Genomic DNA, 19,344 nt, shown 5'->3' on the forward strand with positions numbered 1-19,344 from the left:
CACCGATTATCGGTCAGAGGTACGTCTGGGTGCTCGGTGGGGCGGATTCCATCCAGGCCAGGACGCCGGTGAGGGCTTCTTCGGTCATGGCGAAGTGGACGGTCCGGTCGCGGAGCTCGGCGTCGACGATGACGTGGCCGGCGTACGTGACGAGGGGCTCGTTGCCCATCGGGCGGCGGGTGGTGACGCCTTCGAGCTGGCGGCGGTTGACCACGAGCTTGGGCCACCAGGCGAGGCTGAAGACGCGAAACCACTGCAGTTCGTCGCCGACGTAGCGGGCCAGGCCGAGGGCCCAGCCGCGACCGTGGTCCTTCTCGGCGAGTTGCAGGCTGCAATCAAACGTTCCGCCGTCCCTGGACAACCAGCGACGGCGGAACGCGAAGATGATGATCAGCAGTACGGCGGCAAGCAGACAGACCCCGACGACATCGAGGACTGTCCTCATACCTTGCCGACCCCATTTCCGGTGCCCAATAGCCGGTACTGCCGCCCCGGGCACCGCCGGAGAACCGTACTGTCAGTGACGATGTTCAATTATGGCAGGTGCGGTCAGGTCGTCGTCTCGGCGGCCCTGACCCGGGCCTCGGCGAGTCGCACCTCGTCGGCGTCGGCGTTGCTCGCGGTGCCGGTCGCGAGCGCCTGCTCGAGCTCGCGCCGGGCCTCCTCAAGGTCGATGTCGTGACCCATCTCGGCGTCCTCGGCCAGGATCGAGACCCGGTCGTTCGCCACCGAGATGAAGCCGTCCGGCGCGGCCGCGACGAAGTACTCGTCGTCGACGGTCCGCACCTGCACGGTGCCACCCTGGAGCAGGCCCAGCAGTGGCGCGTGGCCGGGCAGGATCCCGACGTCACCGTCCGTGGTCCGGGCGATGACGATCTTGGCCTGGCCCTGCCACACGGTCCGCTCGGCCGCGACCAGCGCGACCTCGAGGTGCTTGGCAGCGGCTGAATCGGAAACAGCCATGTCAGTCACTGTTCTTTCTGAAGCTCGGCCCACTTGCGCTCGACGTCCTCGAGCGAACCGACGTTGAAGAACGCCTGCTCGGCGATGTGGTCGCACTCGCCTTCGGTGATCTTCTTGAAGGACTCGATGGTGTCCTTCAGCGGCACGGTGGAGCCCGGGATGTTGGTGAACTTCTCCGCCATGTAGGTGTTCTGGGAGAGGAACTGCTCGATCCGGCGCGCGCGGGCGACGGTGATCTTGTCCTCTTCGGAGAGCTCGTCGACACCCAGGATGGCGATGATGTCCTGCAGTTCCTTGTTCTTCTGCAGGATCTGCTTCACCCGGACGGCCACGTCGTAGTGCTCCTGGCCGATGTACTGCGGGTCGAGGATCCGCGACGTCGAGGTCAGCGGGTCGACGGCCGGGTACAGACCACGCGACGCGATGTCGCGGGAGAGCTCGGTGGTCGCGTCGAGGTGGGCGAACGTGGTCGCCGGCGCCGGGTCGGTGTAGTCGTCGGCGGGCACGTAGATCGCCTGCATCGAGGTGATCGAGTGACCCCGGGTCGAGGTGATCCGCTCCTGCAGCACACCCATCTCGTCGGCCAGGTTCGGCTGGTACCCCACGGCCGAAGGCATCCGGCCGAGCAGCGTGGAGACCTCGGAACCGGCCTGGGTGAACCGGAAGATGTTGTCGATGAAGAGCAGCACGTCCTGCTCCTTGACGTCGCGGAAGTACTCCGCCATCGTCAGCGCCGACAGCGCCACCCGCAGCCGGGTGCCCGGCGGCTCGTCCATCTGACCGAAGACCAGCGCGGTGTCCTTGAAGACCCCGGCCTCTTCCATCTCGTTGATCAGGTCGTTGCCCTCACGGGTCCGCTCGCCCACGCCGGCGAACACCGACGTACCACCGAAGTTGTGGGCGATCCGGTAGATCATCTCCTGGATCAGCACGGTCTTGCCGACACCCGCACCGCCGAACAGGCCGATCTTGCCGCCCTGCACGTACGGCGTGAGCAGGTCGAGCACCTTGATGCCGGTCTCCAGCATCTCGGTCTTCGACTCGAGCTGGTCGAAGGCCGGCGCCTTGCGGTGGATCGGCCAGCGCTCGGCGATCTCGAACTCGGACTCGTCCTGGTTCAGGCACTTGCCGGTGACGCTCCAGACCCGGCCCTTGGTGACGTCGCCGACGGGTACGGAGATCGCCGCGCCGGTGTCACGCACCTCGGTGCCGCGGACCAGGCCGTCGGTCGGCTTCATCGAGATCGCCCGGACGATGTTGTCGCCGACGTGCAGCGCGACCTCGAGGGTGATCGTCTGGGTGGTGTCGCCCAGGGTGATGTCCACCTCGAGCGCGTTGTACATGTCGGGCATCGCGTCGGCAGGGAACTCGACGTCGACGACCGGGCCGATCACCCGGGCGACGCGGCCAACAGACCCGGCCGCTCCGCTGTGATCGTTCTTCTCGGTAACCGTGGCAGTCATCTCTCTCACTCGCTCCCGGCGCTCGCGTCGGCCAGCGCGCTGGCGCCACCGACGATCTCGCTGATTTCCTGGGTAATTTGGGCCTGGCGGGCCTGGTTCAGGTCCCGCGTCAGCTTCTCGATCAGGTCCTGCGCGTTGTCCGTCGCGGACTTCATCGCCCGCTGCCGGTTGGCCAGCTCCGAGGCCGCCGCCTGCAGCATGCAGTAGTGGATCCGGCTGGCGACGTACTTCGGCAGCAGCCCGTCGAGCACCTCTTCGGCGGACGGCTCGAACTCGTACAGCGGCAGTACGTCGTCCGCCGCCGGTGTCTCCTCGCCCTCGACGACCTCCAGCGGCAGCAGCCGGATCACGTCCGCGCGCTGGGTCAGCATCGACACGAACCGGGTGAAGACGATGTGGATCTCGTCCACGCCGCCCTCCTCGGTCGGTTTCAGGAATGCCTCGATCAGCGCGTCGGCGATCTCCCGGGCCCGGGCGAAGCTCGGGTTGTCGGAGTCGCCGGTCCACGACTGCGCGATCTCGCGCTGCCGGAAGGTGTAGTACGCGACGCCCTTGCGGCCGCTGAGGTACGGGACGATCTCCTTCTGGTCGTCGCGCAGCAGCTGGTTCAGCCGCTCCCCTTCGCGGATCACGTTGGACGAGTAGGCCCCGGCCTGACCGCGGTCGGAGGTGATCAGCAGGACGGCGGCCCGCTTCGGGTTCGGCTTCTCGGTGGTCAGCGGGTGGTCGACGTTCGAGAACGTCGCCACCGCCGACACGGCACGGGTGAGCTCACGCGCGTACGGACCGGCCGCCTGGGCGCGCTGTTGCGCCTTGACGATCCGGGACGCCGCGATGAGCTCCATCGCCCGGGTGAGCTTCTTGATCGTCGAGACCGAGGCCTTGCGATCGCGAAGCTCCCGCAGATTGGCCGGCATCGGTCAACCCCTCTTCTGCCGGACGATCTGCTCCTGCTCCACGTCGCCCTCGTCCATCGCCTCGGCCTCCGCCTCGGTGCCGAGCAGCGTGCCCTCGGAGGTCTGGAACGTCGGCTTGAACGCGTCCAGCGCCTCGGTCACGGCCTGCGCCTCGTCGTCGCCGAACAGCCCGGACTCGCGGATGGCGTCGAGCACCTTGCTCTCGCGCCGCAGGTAGTCCAGGAAGTCCCGCTCGAAGCGCAGTACGTCGTCCACCGGCACGTCGTCGAACTTGCCCTTCGTACCGGACCAGATGGAGACGATCTGCTCCTCCACCGGGTACGGCGAGTACTGCGGCTGACGCAGCAGCTGGACGAGCCGCTGACCCCGGTCGAGCTGCCGGCGGGAGGTGGCGTCGAGGTCGGACGCGAACATCGCGAACGCCTCCATCGCCCGGAACTGGGCCAGGTCGATCTTCAGCGAGCCGGACACGTTCTTCATGCCCTTGACCTGCGCGGCGCCGCCGACCCGGGAGACCGAGATACCGACGTCGATGGCCGGCCGGATGTTGGCGTTGAACAGGTCGGACTGCAGGAAGATCTGGCCGTCGGTGATCGAGATGACGTTGGTCGGGATGAATGCCGACACGTCGTTGGCCTTGGTCTCGATGATCGGCAGGCCGGTCATCGAGCCGCCGCCGAGCTCGTCGGACAGCTTCGCGCAGCGCTCCAGCAGGCGGCTGTGCAGGTAGAACACGTCGCCCGGGTAGGCCTCACGGCCCGGCGGGCGGCGCAGCAGCAGGGACATCGCGCGGTACGCCTCGGCCTGCTTGGTCAGGTCGTCGAAGACGATCAGCACGTGCTTGCCCTGGTACATCCAGTGCTGGCCGATGGCCGAGCCGGTGTACGGCGCGACGTACTTGAAGCCGGCCGGGTCGGACGCCGGGGAGGCGACGATGGTGGTGTACTCCATCGCGCCGGCCTCTTCGAGCGCACCGCGGACCGCGGCGATCGTGGAGCCCTTCTGGCCGACCGCGACGTAGATGCAGCGGACCTGCTTCTTCGGGTCGCCGGAGTCCCAGTTCGCCTTCTGGTTGATGATCGTGTCGACCGCGATCGCCGTCTTGCCGGTCTTGCGGTCACCGATGATCAGCTCACGCTGGCCGCGGCCGATCGGGATCATCCCGTCGATCGCCTTGATCCCGGTCTGCAGCGGCTCGCGGACCTCCTGGCGGTCCATCACGCCGGCCGCCTGCAGCTCCAGCGCGCGGGTGCCCTCGAGGTCCTTGATCTCGCCGAGGCCATCGATCGGCTTGCCCAGCGGGTCGACGACGCGACCGAGGTAGCCCTCGCCGACCGGTACCGAGAGCACCGTGCCGGTCCGGCGGACCTGCTGGCCCTCGTCGATCCCGTCGAACTCACCGAGGACGACGACACCGATGTCGCGGGTGTCCAGGTTCAGCGCGATGCCCCGGGTGCCGTCCTCGAACTCGAGCAGCTCGTTGGTCATCGCCGAGGGCAGGCCCTCGACGTGCGCGATGCCGTCACCCGCGTCGATCACGGTGCCGACCTCTTCCCGGCTCGCCTGCTCCGGTTGGTACTCGGTGACGAACCGATCCAGGGCGTCCCGGATCTCCTCCGGCCTGATCGTGAGCTCAGCCATTGTGTTTCCTGCTTCCTTGACCCTTGCTGGCCTGTTGTGGCTCTAAAGGCTTTCCCGACCCTTAGCGCCGCTTTATGTCGTTAAGGGGGTTCAGCCCGCGATGCGCCGTTGCGCCTCGTCGAGCCTGGCCGCGATGGTTCCGTCGATCACTTCGTCGCCGATGTCCACCCGGACGCCGCCGACCACGTTCGGGTCGACGATGACGTTCAACTGGATGTCCCGGCCGTACTGCTGTCCCAGCGTCGCGGCGAGCCGTTCGCGCTCGCCCTCGGTCAGGTCGGTGGCGACCCGCACGGTCGCGATGCTGGCGTTGCGCCGAGCCGCCGCGGCGACCTGGTACGTCCGCATCGCGGCCGCGAAGCTGCGGCCCCGGCCGTCCACCGCACGCTCGGCCAGCCGCACGGTGACGGCATCGGCCTTGCCCTGCAGCAGTCCGGCGAGCAGTTCCTGCCGCGCCGCGAGCGGGATGTTGCGGTCGCTGAGCTTCTCGCTCAGCCCCCGCTCCGCCGCGACGATCCGGTCCAGCCGGAACAGCTCGTCCTCGAGGTCGTCCAGCTTGCCCCGGCCGTCGGCGTACGCCACCTCGGCCTGCACGCTGAGCTGGTCGAGGGCGTTCCCGAGGTCCCGGCCGCCGACCCAGCGACCGGCTACCGCCGTGGTCAGGATCTCCTGCGCCTGGGTGGAGATCTTGCCGCCGAACAGCTGCTGGACCAGGGAGACGCGGGCGTCGCGGGGCCGGGCCGGATCGGTCAGTGCACGCCGGAGCGCGCCGCTGCCGTCCAGCAGCTTGGCGACCGAGAACAGCTCGGCGCCCAGCCCCTCGGTCACGGTGACACCCGCCAGGGCCTCCGCGGCCCGGGCGAGTGACTCGTTCGACGCGCCGCGCATCAGCCGTCCGTTCCGACGGCCTGACGAGCGGACTCCGACGCCTCGAGATCGGCCAGGAAGCGCTCGACGGTGCGACGCTGACGCGCCTCGTCCTCGAGCGACTCGCCGACGATCCGGCCGGCCAGCGTGGTCGCCATGGTGCCGACCTCGCTGCGTAGCGAAGCGACCGCCTGGGTCCGCTCCGCGTCGATCTGGGTCCGCGCGTGCGTGACGATCCGCTCGGCCTCGGCGTTCGCCTGCTCGCGCATCTCCGCGATGATCTGGGCACCCTGCTCGCGGGCGTCCTCGCGGATCTTCGCAGCCTCCTGCCGGGCCTCGGCCAGCTGCGCGTTGTACTTGTCCAAAGCCGCCTTCGCCTCGGCCTGGGCCTGCTTGGCCGCGTCCATCCCGCCTTCGATCGCCGCGGTCCGGTCGGCGTATGCCTTCTCGAACCGGGGGACGACGTACTTGGCGAAGGCGATGGCCAGCAGGACCAGGAAAACGAAGGCGAAGATGATCTCGGTGGGGTGCGGGATCAGCGGATTCGTGGTCTCACCGGCCGCATCGCTGAGCGGTAGCACCAACGTCTTCATGTCTGGATCCTGTCAGTCGGAGGAAGTGGCTCAGGTACGGAAGACGAAGGCGAGCGCGATACCGATGATCGCCAGCACCTCGGTGACGCCGAAGCCGATCCACGCGATCGACTGCAGCTTGCTCTGGGCCTCCGGCTGGCGCGCGGTGCCGTTGATCACGGCGGCGAAGATCAGACCGACGCCGACGCCCGGGCCGATCGCGGCCAGGCCGTAGCCGAGAACGGCGATATTGCCGGTGATTGCGAGAGCCAGGTCACTTGCCATGGTCCGGTGTTTCCTTTCAGTACGGATAGGGGCTATCCGGGTTTCCGTTACGTACGGGTCTGGGTGGTTGGTTCTCAGTGGTCCTCGGCGATGGCGCTGCCGATGTACTGCGCGGTGAGCACCACGAAGATGTAGGCCTGGATGCACTGCACGAACAGCTCCAGTCCACCGATCGCGAGGCCCATGATCCAGGTCAGGATGCCGACGCCGGCCAGCGCGATGCTGTTGGCCTCGAACACCAGGTACTCACCGCCGAGCACGAACACCAGCAGCAGGATGTGGCCGGCGAACATGTTCGCGAACAACCGCAGGCTCAGCGAGATCGGCCGGACCACGATGTTCGAGATGAACTCGATCGGGATCATCAGCGGCATCAGCCACCACGGCACACCGGGCGGCATGGTCTGGTGCTTGAAGTAGCCCCAGGGACCGTGCTTCCTGATGCCGACCGCGTTGTAGATGACCCAGGTCATGATCGCGGCGCTGTACGCCCAGCCGATGTGGCTGAAGGTCGGGAACTGGACCAGCGGGATGGTGGCCGCGACGTTGTTCAGCAGGATGAAGTAGAACAGGCCGGTCAGATACGGCACGTACTTCATGTATTCCTGGCTGCCGATCGCGTCGCGGGCGATCGAGTTGCGGACGAAGTTGTACCCGAGCTCGCCGGCGAACTGCAGCCTGCCCGGGACGACGGCGGCCTTGCGGGACGCACCCCAGAAGAACCACAGGATGACGACGACGGTCAGTGCGGACACCAGCACGGGCTTGGTGAACCAGTCCACGCCATCGATGATCGGCGGGGTGTCGAAACTCTGTGGACCGGGTGCGATGAACTCGGTCGGAACGCCGGCGGTCACCGGGTCTCCTCTCGCGTCGTGCTCAAGTCGGACGCCTTGTGGCTAAGGGCAGGGCGGCTCAGGGCATGGCGGTCAACAACGTCAGACCCGGCGCGGATCAGGCCAGACCCCGAGGGAATCAGGACTTTCCGTACCGGAAGTGCAACAACAGAACGGTGAGCCCGGCACCGAGGACGATGCCCACCGGGAGTAAGAACTGGGTGCCGAAGAGGCGATCCAACCCAAGTCCGATGGCGCCGTACACCACGACGCCGCCGATCAAGTAGGACAGGACCCGCCAGCCGTCGCCCGAATTCGGGGGTGATGGCTTCGGATCCTCGTGCTCGCTCATGGGCAACCGAAACGTACCAGGAGTGGACCGGACCGGTCACATCGGCACCCGTAACCTCTGCCACAGCGGGGAAAACGTTACCCAGGGTGCTCACGTCGTCACCTCTTCGTCGAGGTCGTAGATCGGTACGCGCAGCCGCGACCAGGCCCAGATCTCGCCGGCCGTCCAGCCCATCACGACGACCACCGCGACCACGCCGAGCACGGTGAGATTCACGTGTTCGGCCAGGCTGTCCGAGCTCAGCGCGATGGCGAGCAGACCGCCGAAGACCGCGATCCGGCCGGTGTACGACGCCATCGCGAGGGCGAGCTGCATGGTCGGCGAGGTCCGCCGGGACAGATGCAGCGCGAACAGGCCGGCGCCGGAGAAGACGATCACCATCAGCAGCCCCAGCAACGCTCCCCACAAACCGGGCAGACCGGCCGCGACGGCGGATACCGCGGTCGCGTTGACACCGACGACGAGCGCGGCGATCAGAGCGCCACGCAGCATCGCTAGCGCCGGGTGCCTGGTGGCCTGGCCGGCGACTTTCGGACTGTGAGCCGAAGGAGCCATCTGGTGGTTCCGTCCTGCTGGCGACCAGGTCTCGCGGCCTGGTCGTCGGGTGGGCGGGGTCAGGGGTGTCGCTGTACTTTGCTGGTGCTTGTGAAAACTAGCACAAAGTCTGCACGGTCAGCAAAACGAGCTCCCTGCCGCTGTACACGAACACCCTATCGGTAGGCCACGCTGATGAGTGGTCTGGTCCCTGCCAATTCGCGATCGGACTCGGCTCAGACCTTGGCGAGCGGTTTCCGGGATCGGCGCGGCAGACCGGTGGTGAGCAGGACCGCGGTGACCGCGACGGCCAGCACGATCAGGGCCGTCCACCAGGTCAACACCAGTCCGAGGACGACCACGCCGTACGCGATCAAGGCGGTCCAGAGGTACATCAGCAGGACGGCCCGGCGGTGCGAGTGGCCGCGCTGCATCAGCCGGTGGTGCAGGTGCAGCTTGTCCGCGGCGAACGGCGACCGGCCGGCCTTGGTACGGCGTACGTAGGCCATCGTCAGGTCCAGGGCGGGGATCGCGAGGACGGCGATCGGGAGGATCAACGGGAGCAGCGCCGGCAGCAGGCTGGAGCCACCGACCTCGTACGGGACCGCATTCGGGTCCATCTGGCCGGTGAGGCTGATCGTGGACGCGGCGAGCATCAAGCCGATCAGCAGGGCGCCGGAGTCGCCCATGAACACCCTGGCCGGGAAGAAGTTGTGCGGCAGGAAGCCGAGGCAGGCACCGGCGAGCGCGACCGTGATCAGGGTCGAGGTGGTCGCCCGGTCGAGGTTCTCATGGACGTTCAGCAGGTACGAGTACGTGAAGAAGGCGGTCGCCCCGATCGCGGTGACCCCGGCGGCCAGGCCGTCCAGGCCGTCGACGAAGTTCACCGCGTTGCAGGACACCAGCAGGATGCCCGCGGTCAGCACCGCGAGCTGAGCAGGCGAAGGCGAAACGACACCGCCGGGCAGCGGGAGCCAGTACAACTGGATGCCTTGGACAACCATCACGCCGACCGCGAGGACCTCGCCGGCCAGCTTGGTGATCGCGTCCAGTTCGTACAGGTCGTCGACCACGCCGACCGCGCAGATCACCACGCCGCCGATCAGGATCGCCCGGGCGTCGTGCGCGACCTGCAGGCTGTCACCGAGGAAGGGCAGGCTGGAGGCGACCGCGAATCCGGCGATCAGGCCGCCGAGGATCGAGATGCCGCCGAAGTACGGGATCGGCACCTTGTGCACGTCCCGGGCCCGCACCTTCGCGACGGCGCCGTAGCGCAGCGCGATCTGCCTGGCCACGCCGGTCAGCAGAAAGGTCGTGGCCATCGCCACGAACAGGACCAGCAGGTACTCGCGCACTAGTCCGCAGGCCTCACATCGGGTTCTGTTGGCTTCTCGTCATCCTTCTCTTCCGAGTTGGACGCCTCGACCGGCGCTTTAGTTGGCTCGTCATCTTCAGCGGGCTTCTCGTCATCGGCCGGCTTCTCGTCGTCGGCCGGCTTCTCGTCGGGCTTCTCGTCGTCGTCCGAGGTGACCTCTGGTACGACGGCCCGCAGCCGGTCCAGCGAGAGAGCGCCGAGGCGTACGACGTGCGGCGTGTCACCGGTGAGGTCGACGATCGTCGACGGCTCGCCGCCGGTCACTGCACCACCGTCGAGGTACACCGCGACCGTGTCCTCCAGTTGCTCCTCGGCGTCGTACACGTCCAGGGCGGCCGGGCGGCCGCTCTTGTTCGCCGAGCTGACCGCGAGCGGTCCGGTCCGGGAGAGCAGTTCGCGGGTGTTCTCGTGGTCGGGCACGCGGAGCGCGACGGTGCCTTGCGTCTCCCCCAGGTCCCACATCAGCGACGTCTGCGCGTGGCAGATCACCGTCAGCGGCCCGGGCCAGAACTCCTGGCAGAGCTTGCGACCCGCCTCGGGGACGTCGGTGGCGAGCGCGTCCAGCGACTCGACCACCGAGATCAGCACCGGCGGCGGCATGTCCCGCCCCCGACCCTTGGCGTCCAGCAGCCGCTGCACGGCGTCGGCCTTGAAGGCGTCCGCGGCGATGCCATAGACGGTGTCGGTCGGCAGGACGACCAGCTCACCGGCCTCGATGGCGTCCACGGCCGCTCGATAGGCGGGGGCCAGCTCGTCGCCGGTGAAGTCGAAGCGCTCACTCACGCACCGAATCGTGCCACTCCGGTGGTCTCCGACTCCAACCGGCCTACAGCGAGCCCGTTCCTGACAAATGATTGTCAGGATTCCGACGAGTCGACCGGCGGACTCCCTAGGATCCCGACATGACTGTGTCGCGTGAGTTCCTCGCCGGGTTGCCCAAGGCCGAGCTGCATGTCCACCACGTCGGATCCGCGTCGCCGCGGATCGTCGCCGAGCTCGCCGCCCGGCACCCCGAGTCGCCGGTGCCGACCGACCCGGCGCTGCTCGCGGAGTACTTCAAGTTCAGCGACTTCGCCCACTTCATCGACATCTACCTGAGCGTGGTCGAGCTGATCAAGACCCCCGAGGACGTCCGGCTGCTGACCTACGAGGTCGCCCGCGAGATGGCCGTGCAGCAGAACCTGCGGTACGCCGAGCTGACCGTGACGCCGTACACGTCCGTGGTCCGCGGGATCGCGGCCGAGGCGTTCTGCGAGGCGATCGAGGACGCCCGGGTGGCGGCCGAGAACGAGTTCGGGATCACGCTGCGCTGGATCTTCGACATCTCCGGCGAGGACGGGTTGCCGGGCGCCGACGAGACGCTGCGGATCGCGACCAAGATCCGGCCCGACGGCCTGGTCGGGTTCGGGCTCGGTGGCCCGGAGATCGGCGTACCGCGGCCGCAGTTCCAGCCGCACTTCGAGGCCGCCATCGCGGCCGGGCTGCACAGCGTGCCGCACGCGGGCGAGACCACCGGGCCGGAGACGATCTGGGACGCGGTCCGGGTGCTGAAGGCCGAACGGATCGGCCACGGTACGTCGACGATGCAGGACCCGGCCCTGGTCGGCTACCTGGGCGAGCACCGGATCCCGCTCGAGGTCAGCCCGACGTCGAACATCGCCACCCGCGCGGTCGCGTCGTACGACGTGCACCCGCTGCGCGCGATGGTCGAGGCCGGACTCGTGGTCACGATCAACTCCGACGACCCCCCGATGTTCGGCACCGACCTCATCAACGAGTACGCCGTCGCCGCACAACTGCTCGACCTCGACGAGGCCGGCGTCGCCGAACTGGCGAAGACCGCCGTCAGGGTGTCCTTCGCCGAGGACTCGGTCAAGAACGCTCTGCTGAACGAGATCGACACCTACGTGAACGCTTAGCCGACCCGCGGTGGAGGAGTGTGGTTCTCTGGTCCGGTGCGGAAAGTCTGTGGGGTGGTGGCCGTCGCTCTGCTGAGCCTTGCGGCCTGCAGCGACGTCCCCGGTCCCGCCAGCCCGGCGCCCGCGCCGACGACGACGATCAGTCCGAGTTCGCCGACCCCTCCTCCCCCGCCGGCCGACGGTGACCTTCCGCGCGGCGGACGGACGATCTTCCCGAAGTACCAACTGGTTGGCTATGTCGGCCTGCCCGGATCGCCTGCACTCGGACCGCTGGACAAGAACCTCGATGCGAAGGCGGCGAAGCTGGAGAAGCTCTCGCAGGCCTATGCGGCCGGGCGGACGCCGCAGCCGGTGATGGAGCTGATCGCCGTGGTCGCGAAGGGATCGCGGGGCAAGGACGGGCTGTACCGGGGCCGGCTGCCGGACGCGGCGATCGAGGAGTACCTGACTGTCGCCCGCAAGCACCGGATGCTGTTGCTGCTCGACATCCAGCCGGGCCGGGCGAAGATCCTGCCCGAGGTGAAACGGCTGGAACGCTGGCTGAAGGAGCCGGATGTCGGCCTGGCCTTCGATCCGGAGTGGGCGGTCGGGCCGGGTCAGGTGCCGGGCCGGGTCTTCGGTCATACGACGGGCGTCGAGCTCGACAGCATCGCGTCGTACCTGTCGGGGCTGGTGCAGGCCAACGACCTACCGGAGAAGGCGTTCGTCTTTCACCAGTTGTCGCCGCGGATCGTCAGCAACGAACAGGCTCTCAAGAAACACCCAGGCGTCGTGACGATCAAGTCCGTCGACGGGATCGGAGCCCGCGTCGACAAGCTCAAGACCTGGGCCAAGCTGACCACCAACCCGCCAGCCGCCGTCCACGCCGGCTTCAAACTCTTCTACACCGAGGACGCTCGCCAGGGCCCGCTGATGACACCGGCTCAGGTCCTCGCCCTGAAACCACGCCCGGAGTTCGTGGTCTACGAGTAGTCAGATCCGGCGGCCGGTGGTGAAGCGATGGCGGCCGGCCAGGTCGAGTTGGTCGCGGACCTCGGTGAACGAGGCGGTGGCGGTGAAGACGGCGGGGGCGGACTCGCCCTGCACGTCAGCGTGTTCGCAGGCGAACCAGCCGCCGGGCTTGAGCAGCCGGCCCGCGGTGGCGGCGACCACCTTGATCTCGTCGAGGCCGTCGTCGCCGGACCACAGCGCCAGGGCTGGGTCGTGGTCGCGGACCTCGGCGGTGACGGATTCCCAAGCAGTCAAAGGGATGTACGGCGGGTTGGAGATCACCGCGTCCACCTGACCGTCGAACTCGGGCAGGCAACCGTCGATGTCGCCCTCGTGCAGAACCGCGCCGGTGCCGGCCAGATTGCGCCGGGCCCAGACGCACGCCTCGGGTGACAGCTCGACCGCGTGCACAATGCTGTCCGGGCGCTCGGTTGCGACGGCCCCCGCGATTGCGCCGGAACCGGAGCAGAGGTCGACCACCAGCGGCTGGGGAACGTCTGCGATGCGGTCAAGGATCCAGCCGACCATCACCTCGGTCTCCGGCCGCGGCACGAAGACCCCTGGCCCGACCGCGAGCTCCCGGTAGCGGAAGGCCGCCGTACCGGTGAGGTGTTGCAGAGGTTCGCGGGCGGCGCGCCTGGCGATCAGGTCGTCGTACCGGAGCTTCTGGTCGGGGGTCGGGACGGAGAGATGCAAGCGGCTCGAGCCGGTGACGAAGGCGAGCAGTTCGGCAGCGTCGAAGTCGGGTGAGGCGATGCCGGCCGCGCGCAGTCGCGCCGTCGCCTCGCCGAGCAAGGCTTTCGTACTCACTTCGAGTCGACGGCCTCGAGGCGGGCGGTCAGGTCGGCCTCGGTCAGGGCCTGGATGACCGGCGCGAGCTCGCCGCCGAGAACCTGGTCGAGGTTGTGCGCCTTGTAGCCGACGCGGTGGTCGGAGAACCGGTTCTCCGGGAAGTTGTAGGTGCGGATCCGCTCGGACCGGTCGACGGTCCGGATCTGCAACCGGCGGGCGTCGGACGCCTCCTGGTCTGCCGCCTCCTGAGCCGCGGCGAGCAGCCGGGACCGGAGCACGCGCATCGCCTGCTCGCGGTTCTGCAGCTGGGACTTCTCGTTCTGCATCGAGACCACGATGCCGGTCGGCAGGTGGGTGATGCGGACCGCGGAGTCGGTCGTGTTCACGCTCTGCCCACCCGGGCCCGACGACCGGAACACGTCGATGCGCAGGTCGTTCGGGTCGATCTCGACGTCGACGTCCTCGGCCTCCGGCAGCACGAGCACGCCGGCCGCGGAGGTGTGGATCCGGCCCTGCGACTCCGTCACCGGCACCCGCTGGACCCGGTGCACGCCGCCCTCGAACTTGAGCTTCGCGTACGGCGCCTCACCCGGCTCCGGCGTACCTTTCGCCTTCACCGCGACGGTGATCGACTTGTACCCGCCCAGGTCGGACTCGGCCGAGTCGAGGACCTCGGTCTTCCAGTGCTGCGACTCGGCGTACTTCAGGTACATCTTCAGCAGGTCGCCGGCGAACAGGGCCGACTCGTCGCCGCCCTCACCGGCCTTGATCTCGAGGATCGCGTCCTTGTCATCGCTCGGGTCGCGCGGGACCAGCAGCATCTGCAGCTTCTCGGCCAGCTCCTCGCGGCGGGCCGCCAGCTTGGTGGCCTCCTCCGCGAACGAGGGGTCCTCGGCCGCGAGCTCGCGCGCCGCCTCGATGTCGTCGCTGGTCTGCAGCCACTCGTCGTACGTGCGGACGACCGGCGCGAGCGCGGCGTACCGCTTGCCGACCCGGCGGGCGTTGGCCTGGTCGGAGTGCAGCTCCGGATCCGACATCTGCCGCTCCAGCTCGGCGTACTCGGCCTTGAGCGTCTGAACCGCCTCGAACATCGTGCACTCCTCCCTTCGAAAAGTTTCTCTGACAACGCAAACCGCGCGCCGGTCACGCGGAGCCTGAGCTCGCGGACCGGCGCGCGGTGAGGTCGCTACTTCTTGGCGTACCGCTTCTCGAAGCGGGCCACCCGGCCACCGGTGTCGAGGATCTTCTGCTTGCCGGTGTAGAAGGGGTGGCACTGCGAGCAGACGTCGGCGTGGATCACGCCGTTCTCCGCGGTCGAGCGCGTGGTGAACGTGGCGCCACAGGTGCAGGTCACCGTGGTGTCCACGTAGGTCGGGTGGATGTCGCTCTTCAAAGGATCTCCTAGGTTCAGGTGCCCCGGGTCGCCCGCACGGTACGAGCGTGAACCGGAACCAACAAACTAGTTTGCCATCCGGAAGCCGGAGCTGGCGAATCGCGTCAGCTGCCGTCGTCGGTGGAGCGGCCTCCGGCCGACGGGGTGGTCTTGTTCACCTGGAGCAGGAACTCGATGTTCGACTTGCTCTCCTTGAGCTTGCCGATCAGCAGCTCCAGGGCGGCCTGGCCGTCGAGCGCGCTCAGCACCCGGCGGAGCTTCCAGACCACCGAGGTCTCGTCCTTCGACATCAGGAGTTCCTCGCGGCGGGTGCCGGAGGCGACCACGTCGATGGCCGGGAAGATGCGCCGGTCGGCGAACTCGCGGCGCAGCCGGAGCTCCATGTTGCCGGTGCCCTTGAACTCCTCGAAGATCACCTCGTCCATCTTCGAGCCGGTCTCGATCAGCGCGGTCGCGAGGATGGTCAGCGAGCCGCCGTCCTCGATGTTGCGGGCCGCGCCGAAGAACCGCTTCGGCGGGTACAGCGCGGACGAGTCGACACCACCGGACAGGATCCGGCCGCTGGCCGGGGCCGCGATGTTGTACGCGCGGCCGAGCCGGGTGATCGAGTCGAGCAGGACGACCACGTCGTGGCCGAGCTCGACCAGCCGCTTGGCCCGCTCGATCGCCAGCTCCGCGACCGTGGTGTGGTCGTCGGCCGGGCGGTCGAACGTCGAGGCGATGACCTCGCCCTTGACGGTGCGCTGCATGTCGGTGACCTCTTCGGGCCGCTCGTCCACCAGCACGACCATCAGGTGCACTTCGGGGTTGTTCGTGGTGATCGCGTTCGCCAGCGCCTGCAGCACCATCGTCTTACCGGCCTTCGGCGGCGAGACGATCAGGCCGCGCTGGCCCTTGCCGATCGGGCTGACGATGTCGACGATCCGGGTGGTGAGCACACCGGGCTCGGTCTCCAGCCGGAGCCGCTCGGTCGCGTACAGCGGGGTCAGCTTGTTGAAGTCCTGCCGCTGCTTGGCGATCTCCGGATCCGCACCGTTCACGGTGTCGATCCGGACCAGCGGGTTGAACTTCTCCTTGCGCTCACCCTCCTGCGGCTGCTTAACCGCACCGGTGATCGCGTCACCCTTGCGCAGGCCGTACCGCTTCACCATCGAGAGTGCGACGTACACGTCGTTCGGGCCGGGCAGGTAGCCGCTGGTCCGGACGAACGCGTAGTTGTCGAGTACGTCGAGGATGCCTGCGGCCGGGACGAGCACGTCGTCCTCGCTGATCGTCGGCTCCGGGTCGAACCGCTCACCGCGGCCGCGGTTGCGGCTGATGTCACGACCGCTCTGGGGCTCCCGGTTGCGATCGCGGTCGCGGCCCCGGCGGCGCCGGCGACGGCCCTCGCCTTCCTCGCCGCGGTCGTTCTGGTCCTGCTGGCGGTTGCGCTGGTTGTCGCCGCGGTTGTCCCGGCTCTGGTTGTCCCGGTCGCGGTTCTGGTTGTCCCGAGCCTGGCCGTCGCGCTGGTTGTCCCGCTGGTTGTCGCGGTTGCGGTCGCGGTTCTGGTTGCTGTCGCGGTTGGCGTCGCCGCGGTTGTCCCGGTTCCGATCGCGGTCGCGGTTCTGGTTCGCGTCACGGGTGTCGCGGTTGCCGTCGCGCTGGTTGTCGCGGCTCTCCGCGCTCTGCTCGGCCTTCGGCTCGGCGGTCACGGCGCCGTTCTGCGCGGCGGTCGTCCCGTTCTGGGACGCGGCAGGCGCTTCGACGGCCGCGGTGGCCGGAGCGGCTGCTTCCGGGGTGGCGCCGTTCTGTCCGGCGTCCTTCTCGGCGGCGGCGCGGGTCCGGCGACTGCCACCCTCGCGCTTGGCCGGGGTCTTGGCCGCGGGGGCCTCGGCGGCACCCTCGTCCAGGGTCGGCTGGCTCACCTTCGCCCGGGCCGTGCCCGCGGAGCCACCGGCCTGAGCGGCCTTGATCGCCTCGATCAGCTGGCCCTTGCGCAGTGCGCCGGTGCCCTTGATGCCGAGCGTCCCGGCGAGCTGCTTGAGCTCGGGGAGCAGCATGCCCTCGAGGCCGCCTCCGGCCTTCCGGCGACGCGTGGCGGTGGTGGCCGCGGCATCGGTTCCCGGGGCCGACGTAGTTCCGGCTCCGCTGGAGGCTTCAACAGTTTCTGTCACGTGAGGTCCTTCCCACACGGATCATCGATGTCCCAGAAGGCACATCGATCAAATTTCATCACCCACGACCGACGAAACGGCGACGTGGACACAAGAGGCTCTCGCTCGATCTGAGTCCCCCCGGACATCTCCGGCGCAGGCGGCGCAAGGTCAAATCCACAGGAGGGTCGCCACACAACACAGGGTGCCGGGAGCACAGCCCGGATCGTGACGAGAGTTCACCGATCACCTGGAGGGGATCGGGTGAGTCGAGACTAGCACCACTACGGGTCGTTCTGCTGACTCGAGGGGTACAACGCGTGTCAGTTCTGGATCATTCCCGCGCTCAGCCGGATTCCAGCGACCAGACCTGTACGCCGACTGGATCGATTCCCAGTTCGTACTTCGTCCAGCCGTCCGGCGCGTCCGGCGAGGTCCCATCTGGGCGGCCCAGAACGGCGACGGTCGGGCCGGCCCCGCTGACGACGGCGGCCAGCCCGCTCCCCCGCAACTTGTGCACGAGCGACAGGCTCTCGGGCATCGCGGGCTCGCGGTACTCCTGGTGCAGCCGATCCTCCGTCGCCGTCAGCAACAGCTCGGGACGCCCGGTCAGCGCCGCCACGAACAAGGCAGCCTTCCCGGCATTCGCCGCGGCATCACTGTGGGGAACGACGCTCGGCAGCAACCCGCGCGCCTCCTTGGTCAGCACGCGATTGTCAGGTACATAAGCCACTGCGGCCAAGCCGCCCGCCGGGTCGAGCCGAACCGCCCGGGCGGTTTCGCCTTCCGTCCAGGCAATCGTGAACCCACCCAATGTCGCAGCGGCCACGTTGTCCGGATGACCCTCGATCTCGTTCGCCAGTACGACGATCCGCTCCCGGTCGACCGGTTCATCGGCCAGTCCGTACGCCGCCGCGAGACCGCCGACGATCGCGGCCGACGACGACCCCAGGCCGCGTCCGTGCGGGATCCGGTTCTCGCACCGCAAGGTGAAGCCGGGCACCGAGGCCCCGAGCGCCTCGAGGCCGGCCCGGATCGAGCGGACGACGAGATGCGACTCGTCCAGCGCCACTTCGCCTTCGCCCTCGCCGGAGACCTCGACCCGCACCCCGGATCCACCGGGCGTCACGATCAGTTCGTCGTACAGCGTGAGCGCGAGGCCGAACGCGTCGAAGCCAGGGCCGAGGTTGGCGCTCGTTGCCGGGACCCGGATCCGCACCTGGTGACAGCTGGTCATCAGGCGAGGCCGGCGACGCGGGCGACGGCGTCGGTGTCGGCCGGGGTGACCGGGGACTCGTCCACCTGGGCGTGGTCGAGCGCGGTGTCGATGTCCTTCAGGCCATGGCCTGTGACGGTGATCACTACGGTCGAGCCGCCGGGCAGCCAGCCCTGGGCCTTCGCGTGCAGGAGTCCGGCGACGCCGGCCGCCGACGCGGGCTCGACGAAAACGCCTTCGCGGGCGGCGAGTTCACGCTGTGCGGTGAGGATCTGCTCGTCCGTGACGATCTCGATCCGGCCGCCGGACTCGTCCCGCGCGGCCTCGGCGAGGGTCCAGGAGGCCGGGTTCCCGACCCGGATCGCGGTGGCGGCGGTTTCGGGCTGCTCGACGATCGCCTTGCGGACGATCGGCGCCGCGCCCTCGGCCTGGAAACCCCACATCCGCGGGGTCTTCGAGGCCAGCTTGTCCTTCGCGTACTCCTGGTATCCCTTCCAGTAGGCCGCGATGTTGCCCGCGTTGCCGACCGGCAGCAGGTGCAGGTCCGGGGCGTCGCCGAGCGCGTCGCACACCTCGAAGGCGGCGGTCTTCTGGCCCTCCAGACGGACCGGGTTGACCGAGTTCACCAACGCGACCGGGTAGTGCTTGCCGAGCTCGCGGACGATCCGCAGGCAGTCGTCGAAACCGCCGTCGACGGAGACCAGCCGGGCGCCGTGCACGATAGCCTGGGCCAGCTTGCCCTTCGCGATCCGGCCGGCCGGGATCAGCACGAGTGGGATCAGTCCGGCCCGGACGGCGTACGCCGCCGCCGACGCGGACGTGTTGCCGGTCGAGGCGCAGACGACCGCCTTGTCGCCGGCCTGCGCGGCGAGCGAGATCGCCACCGTCATGCCGCGGTCCTTGAACGAGCCGGTCGGGTTGTTGCCCTCGACCTTGAGCCAGACCTCGCAGCCGGTCTGCTCGCTGAGCCACTGCGCGGCCACCAGCGGCGTACCGCCCTCGCCGAGCGTGACGACCGGAGTGTCCGCCGAAACGGGAAGCCGGTCTCTGTACTCCTCGATCACGCCCTGCCATTGATGAGGCCGCTGCTGAGCCAT

Annotated in this window: 21 protein-coding genes; 2 read left to right on the forward strand and 19 right to left on the reverse strand. The window is 68.5% G+C overall.

The features are described 5' to 3' along the window. Window positions 1-13: 13 nt before the first annotated feature. The 13 genes from OG558_RS43255 to OG558_RS43315 all read right to left on the reverse strand — a co-directional run bounded on the left by OG558_RS43255 (window position 14) and on the right by OG558_RS43315 (window position 10,588). Window positions 14-445 carry a DUF2550 domain-containing protein gene (locus tag OG558_RS43255; RefSeq protein ID WP_328519111.1) on the reverse strand — a complete coding sequence of 144 codons (432 nt, stop codon included), beginning with the start codon at window positions 443-445 and terminating at the stop codon, window positions 14-16. A gap of 104 nt (window positions 446-549) precedes the next feature. Then, window positions 550-963, reverse strand: coding sequence for a F0F1 ATP synthase subunit epsilon (locus OG558_RS43260; protein ID WP_329480168.1), 414 nt, complete (start codon window positions 961-963; stop codon window positions 550-552). A gap of 5 nt (window positions 964-968) precedes the next feature. Next, window positions 969-2,426, reverse strand: a complete 1,458-nt coding sequence (gene atpD / locus OG558_RS43265; protein WP_329480170.1) for a F0F1 ATP synthase subunit beta — start codon at window positions 2,424-2,426, stop codon at window positions 969-971. A gap of 5 nt (window positions 2,427-2,431) precedes the next feature. Beyond that, on the reverse strand, window positions 2,432-3,343 hold the full coding sequence (locus OG558_RS43270) for a F0F1 ATP synthase subunit gamma (protein WP_328519108.1): 912 nt from the start codon (window positions 3,341-3,343) through the stop codon (window positions 2,432-2,434). Between the two features lie 3 nt (window positions 3,344-3,346). Continuing rightward, entirely contained in the window at window positions 3,347-4,984 is a 1,638-nt protein-coding gene (atpA, locus tag OG558_RS43275) for a F0F1 ATP synthase subunit alpha (RefSeq protein WP_329480172.1), read from the reverse strand. A gap of 90 nt (window positions 4,985-5,074) precedes the next feature. Continuing rightward, entirely contained in the window at window positions 5,075-5,872 is a 798-nt protein-coding gene (locus OG558_RS43280; RefSeq protein ID WP_405068224.1) for a F0F1 ATP synthase subunit delta, read from the reverse strand. Further along, window positions 5,872-6,444 (reverse strand): F0F1 ATP synthase subunit B, encoded by a 573-nt coding sequence (locus tag OG558_RS43285; protein ID WP_405068225.1) that lies wholly within the window; start codon window positions 6,442-6,444, stop codon window positions 5,872-5,874. Before OG558_RS43285 ends, OG558_RS43280 begins: the two co-directional genes overlap by 1 nt. Before the next feature lie 30 nt (window positions 6,445-6,474). Then, the gene (gene atpE, locus OG558_RS43290) at window positions 6,475-6,708 is read right to left on the reverse strand and encodes an ATP synthase F0 subunit C (RefSeq protein WP_329480177.1); all 234 of its coding nucleotides are present in this window, start codon (window positions 6,706-6,708) and stop codon (window positions 6,475-6,477) included. A 74-nt stretch (window positions 6,709-6,782) separates the two neighbouring features. Beyond that, the gene (atpB, locus tag OG558_RS43295) at window positions 6,783-7,565 is read right to left on the reverse strand and encodes a F0F1 ATP synthase subunit A (protein ID WP_405068226.1); all 783 of its coding nucleotides are present in this window, start codon (window positions 7,563-7,565) and stop codon (window positions 6,783-6,785) included. A 118-nt stretch (window positions 7,566-7,683) separates the two neighbouring features. Then, window positions 7,684-7,896 (reverse strand): hypothetical protein, encoded by a 213-nt coding sequence (locus OG558_RS43300; RefSeq protein WP_329480181.1) that lies wholly within the window; start codon window positions 7,894-7,896, stop codon window positions 7,684-7,686. Window positions 7,897-7,986: 90 nt separating this feature from the next. Further along, window positions 7,987-8,451 (reverse strand): hypothetical protein, encoded by a 465-nt coding sequence (locus tag OG558_RS43305; RefSeq protein ID WP_405068227.1) that lies wholly within the window; start codon window positions 8,449-8,451, stop codon window positions 7,987-7,989. Window positions 8,452-8,666: 215 nt separating this feature from the next. Beyond that, window positions 8,667-9,785: a glycosyltransferase family 4 protein gene (locus OG558_RS43310; RefSeq protein WP_405068228.1), complete on the reverse strand. Its 1,119-nt coding sequence runs from the start codon at window positions 9,783-9,785 to the stop codon at window positions 8,667-8,669. After that, complete coding sequence (locus tag OG558_RS43315) at window positions 9,785-10,588, reverse strand: L-threonylcarbamoyladenylate synthase (protein WP_405068229.1); 804 nt, start codon at window positions 10,586-10,588, stop codon at window positions 9,785-9,787. Before OG558_RS43315 ends, OG558_RS43310 begins: the two co-directional genes overlap by 1 nt. Before the next feature lie 119 nt (window positions 10,589-10,707). Here OG558_RS43315 and OG558_RS43320 point away from each other — a divergent pair, with 119 nt between their 5' ends. Together OG558_RS43320 and OG558_RS43325 are read left to right on the forward strand one after the other, a co-directional pair. Continuing rightward, window positions 10,708-11,724, forward strand: coding sequence for an adenosine deaminase (locus OG558_RS43320; protein ID WP_405068230.1), 1,017 nt, complete (start codon window positions 10,708-10,710; stop codon window positions 11,722-11,724). 36 nt (window positions 11,725-11,760) lie between these two features. Further along, window positions 11,761-12,696: a hypothetical protein gene (locus tag OG558_RS43325; RefSeq protein ID WP_405068231.1), complete on the forward strand. Its 936-nt coding sequence runs from the start codon at window positions 11,761-11,763 to the stop codon at window positions 12,694-12,696. Here OG558_RS43325 and prmC read toward each other — a convergent pair whose 3' ends face one another. The 6 genes from prmC to thrC all read right to left on the reverse strand — a co-directional run bounded on the left by prmC (window position 12,697) and on the right by thrC (window position 19,344). Continuing rightward, window positions 12,697-13,524 carry a peptide chain release factor N(5)-glutamine methyltransferase gene (gene prmC / locus OG558_RS43330; protein WP_328519096.1) on the reverse strand — a complete coding sequence of 276 codons (828 nt, stop codon included), beginning with the start codon at window positions 13,522-13,524 and terminating at the stop codon, window positions 12,697-12,699. Next, on the reverse strand, window positions 13,521-14,597 hold the full coding sequence (gene prfA, locus OG558_RS43335) for a peptide chain release factor 1 (protein WP_405068232.1): 1,077 nt from the start codon (window positions 14,595-14,597) through the stop codon (window positions 13,521-13,523). Before prfA ends, prmC begins: the two co-directional genes overlap by 4 nt. A gap of 95 nt (window positions 14,598-14,692) precedes the next feature. Next, window positions 14,693-14,899: a 50S ribosomal protein L31 gene (gene rpmE / locus OG558_RS43340; protein ID WP_130387310.1), complete on the reverse strand. Its 207-nt coding sequence runs from the start codon at window positions 14,897-14,899 to the stop codon at window positions 14,693-14,695. A gap of 104 nt (window positions 14,900-15,003) precedes the next feature. Then, window positions 15,004-17,052 (reverse strand): transcription termination factor Rho, encoded by a 2,049-nt coding sequence (rho, locus tag OG558_RS43345; protein WP_405068233.1) that lies wholly within the window; start codon window positions 17,050-17,052, stop codon window positions 15,004-15,006. A gap of 325 nt (window positions 17,053-17,377) precedes the next feature. Beyond that, entirely contained in the window at window positions 17,378-18,268 is an 891-nt protein-coding gene (thrB, locus tag OG558_RS43350; RefSeq protein ID WP_405068234.1) for a homoserine kinase, read from the reverse strand. Then, window positions 18,268-19,344, reverse strand: a complete 1,077-nt coding sequence (gene thrC, locus OG558_RS43355) for a threonine synthase (protein WP_405068235.1) — start codon at window positions 19,342-19,344, stop codon at window positions 18,268-18,270. The genes thrB and thrC overlap by 1 nt, the downstream gene beginning before the upstream one ends.

This window comes from Kribbella sp. NBC_01510 (genome assembly GCF_045040325.1).
Classification (GTDB): domain Bacteria; phylum Actinomycetota; class Actinomycetes; order Propionibacteriales; family Kribbellaceae; genus Kribbella.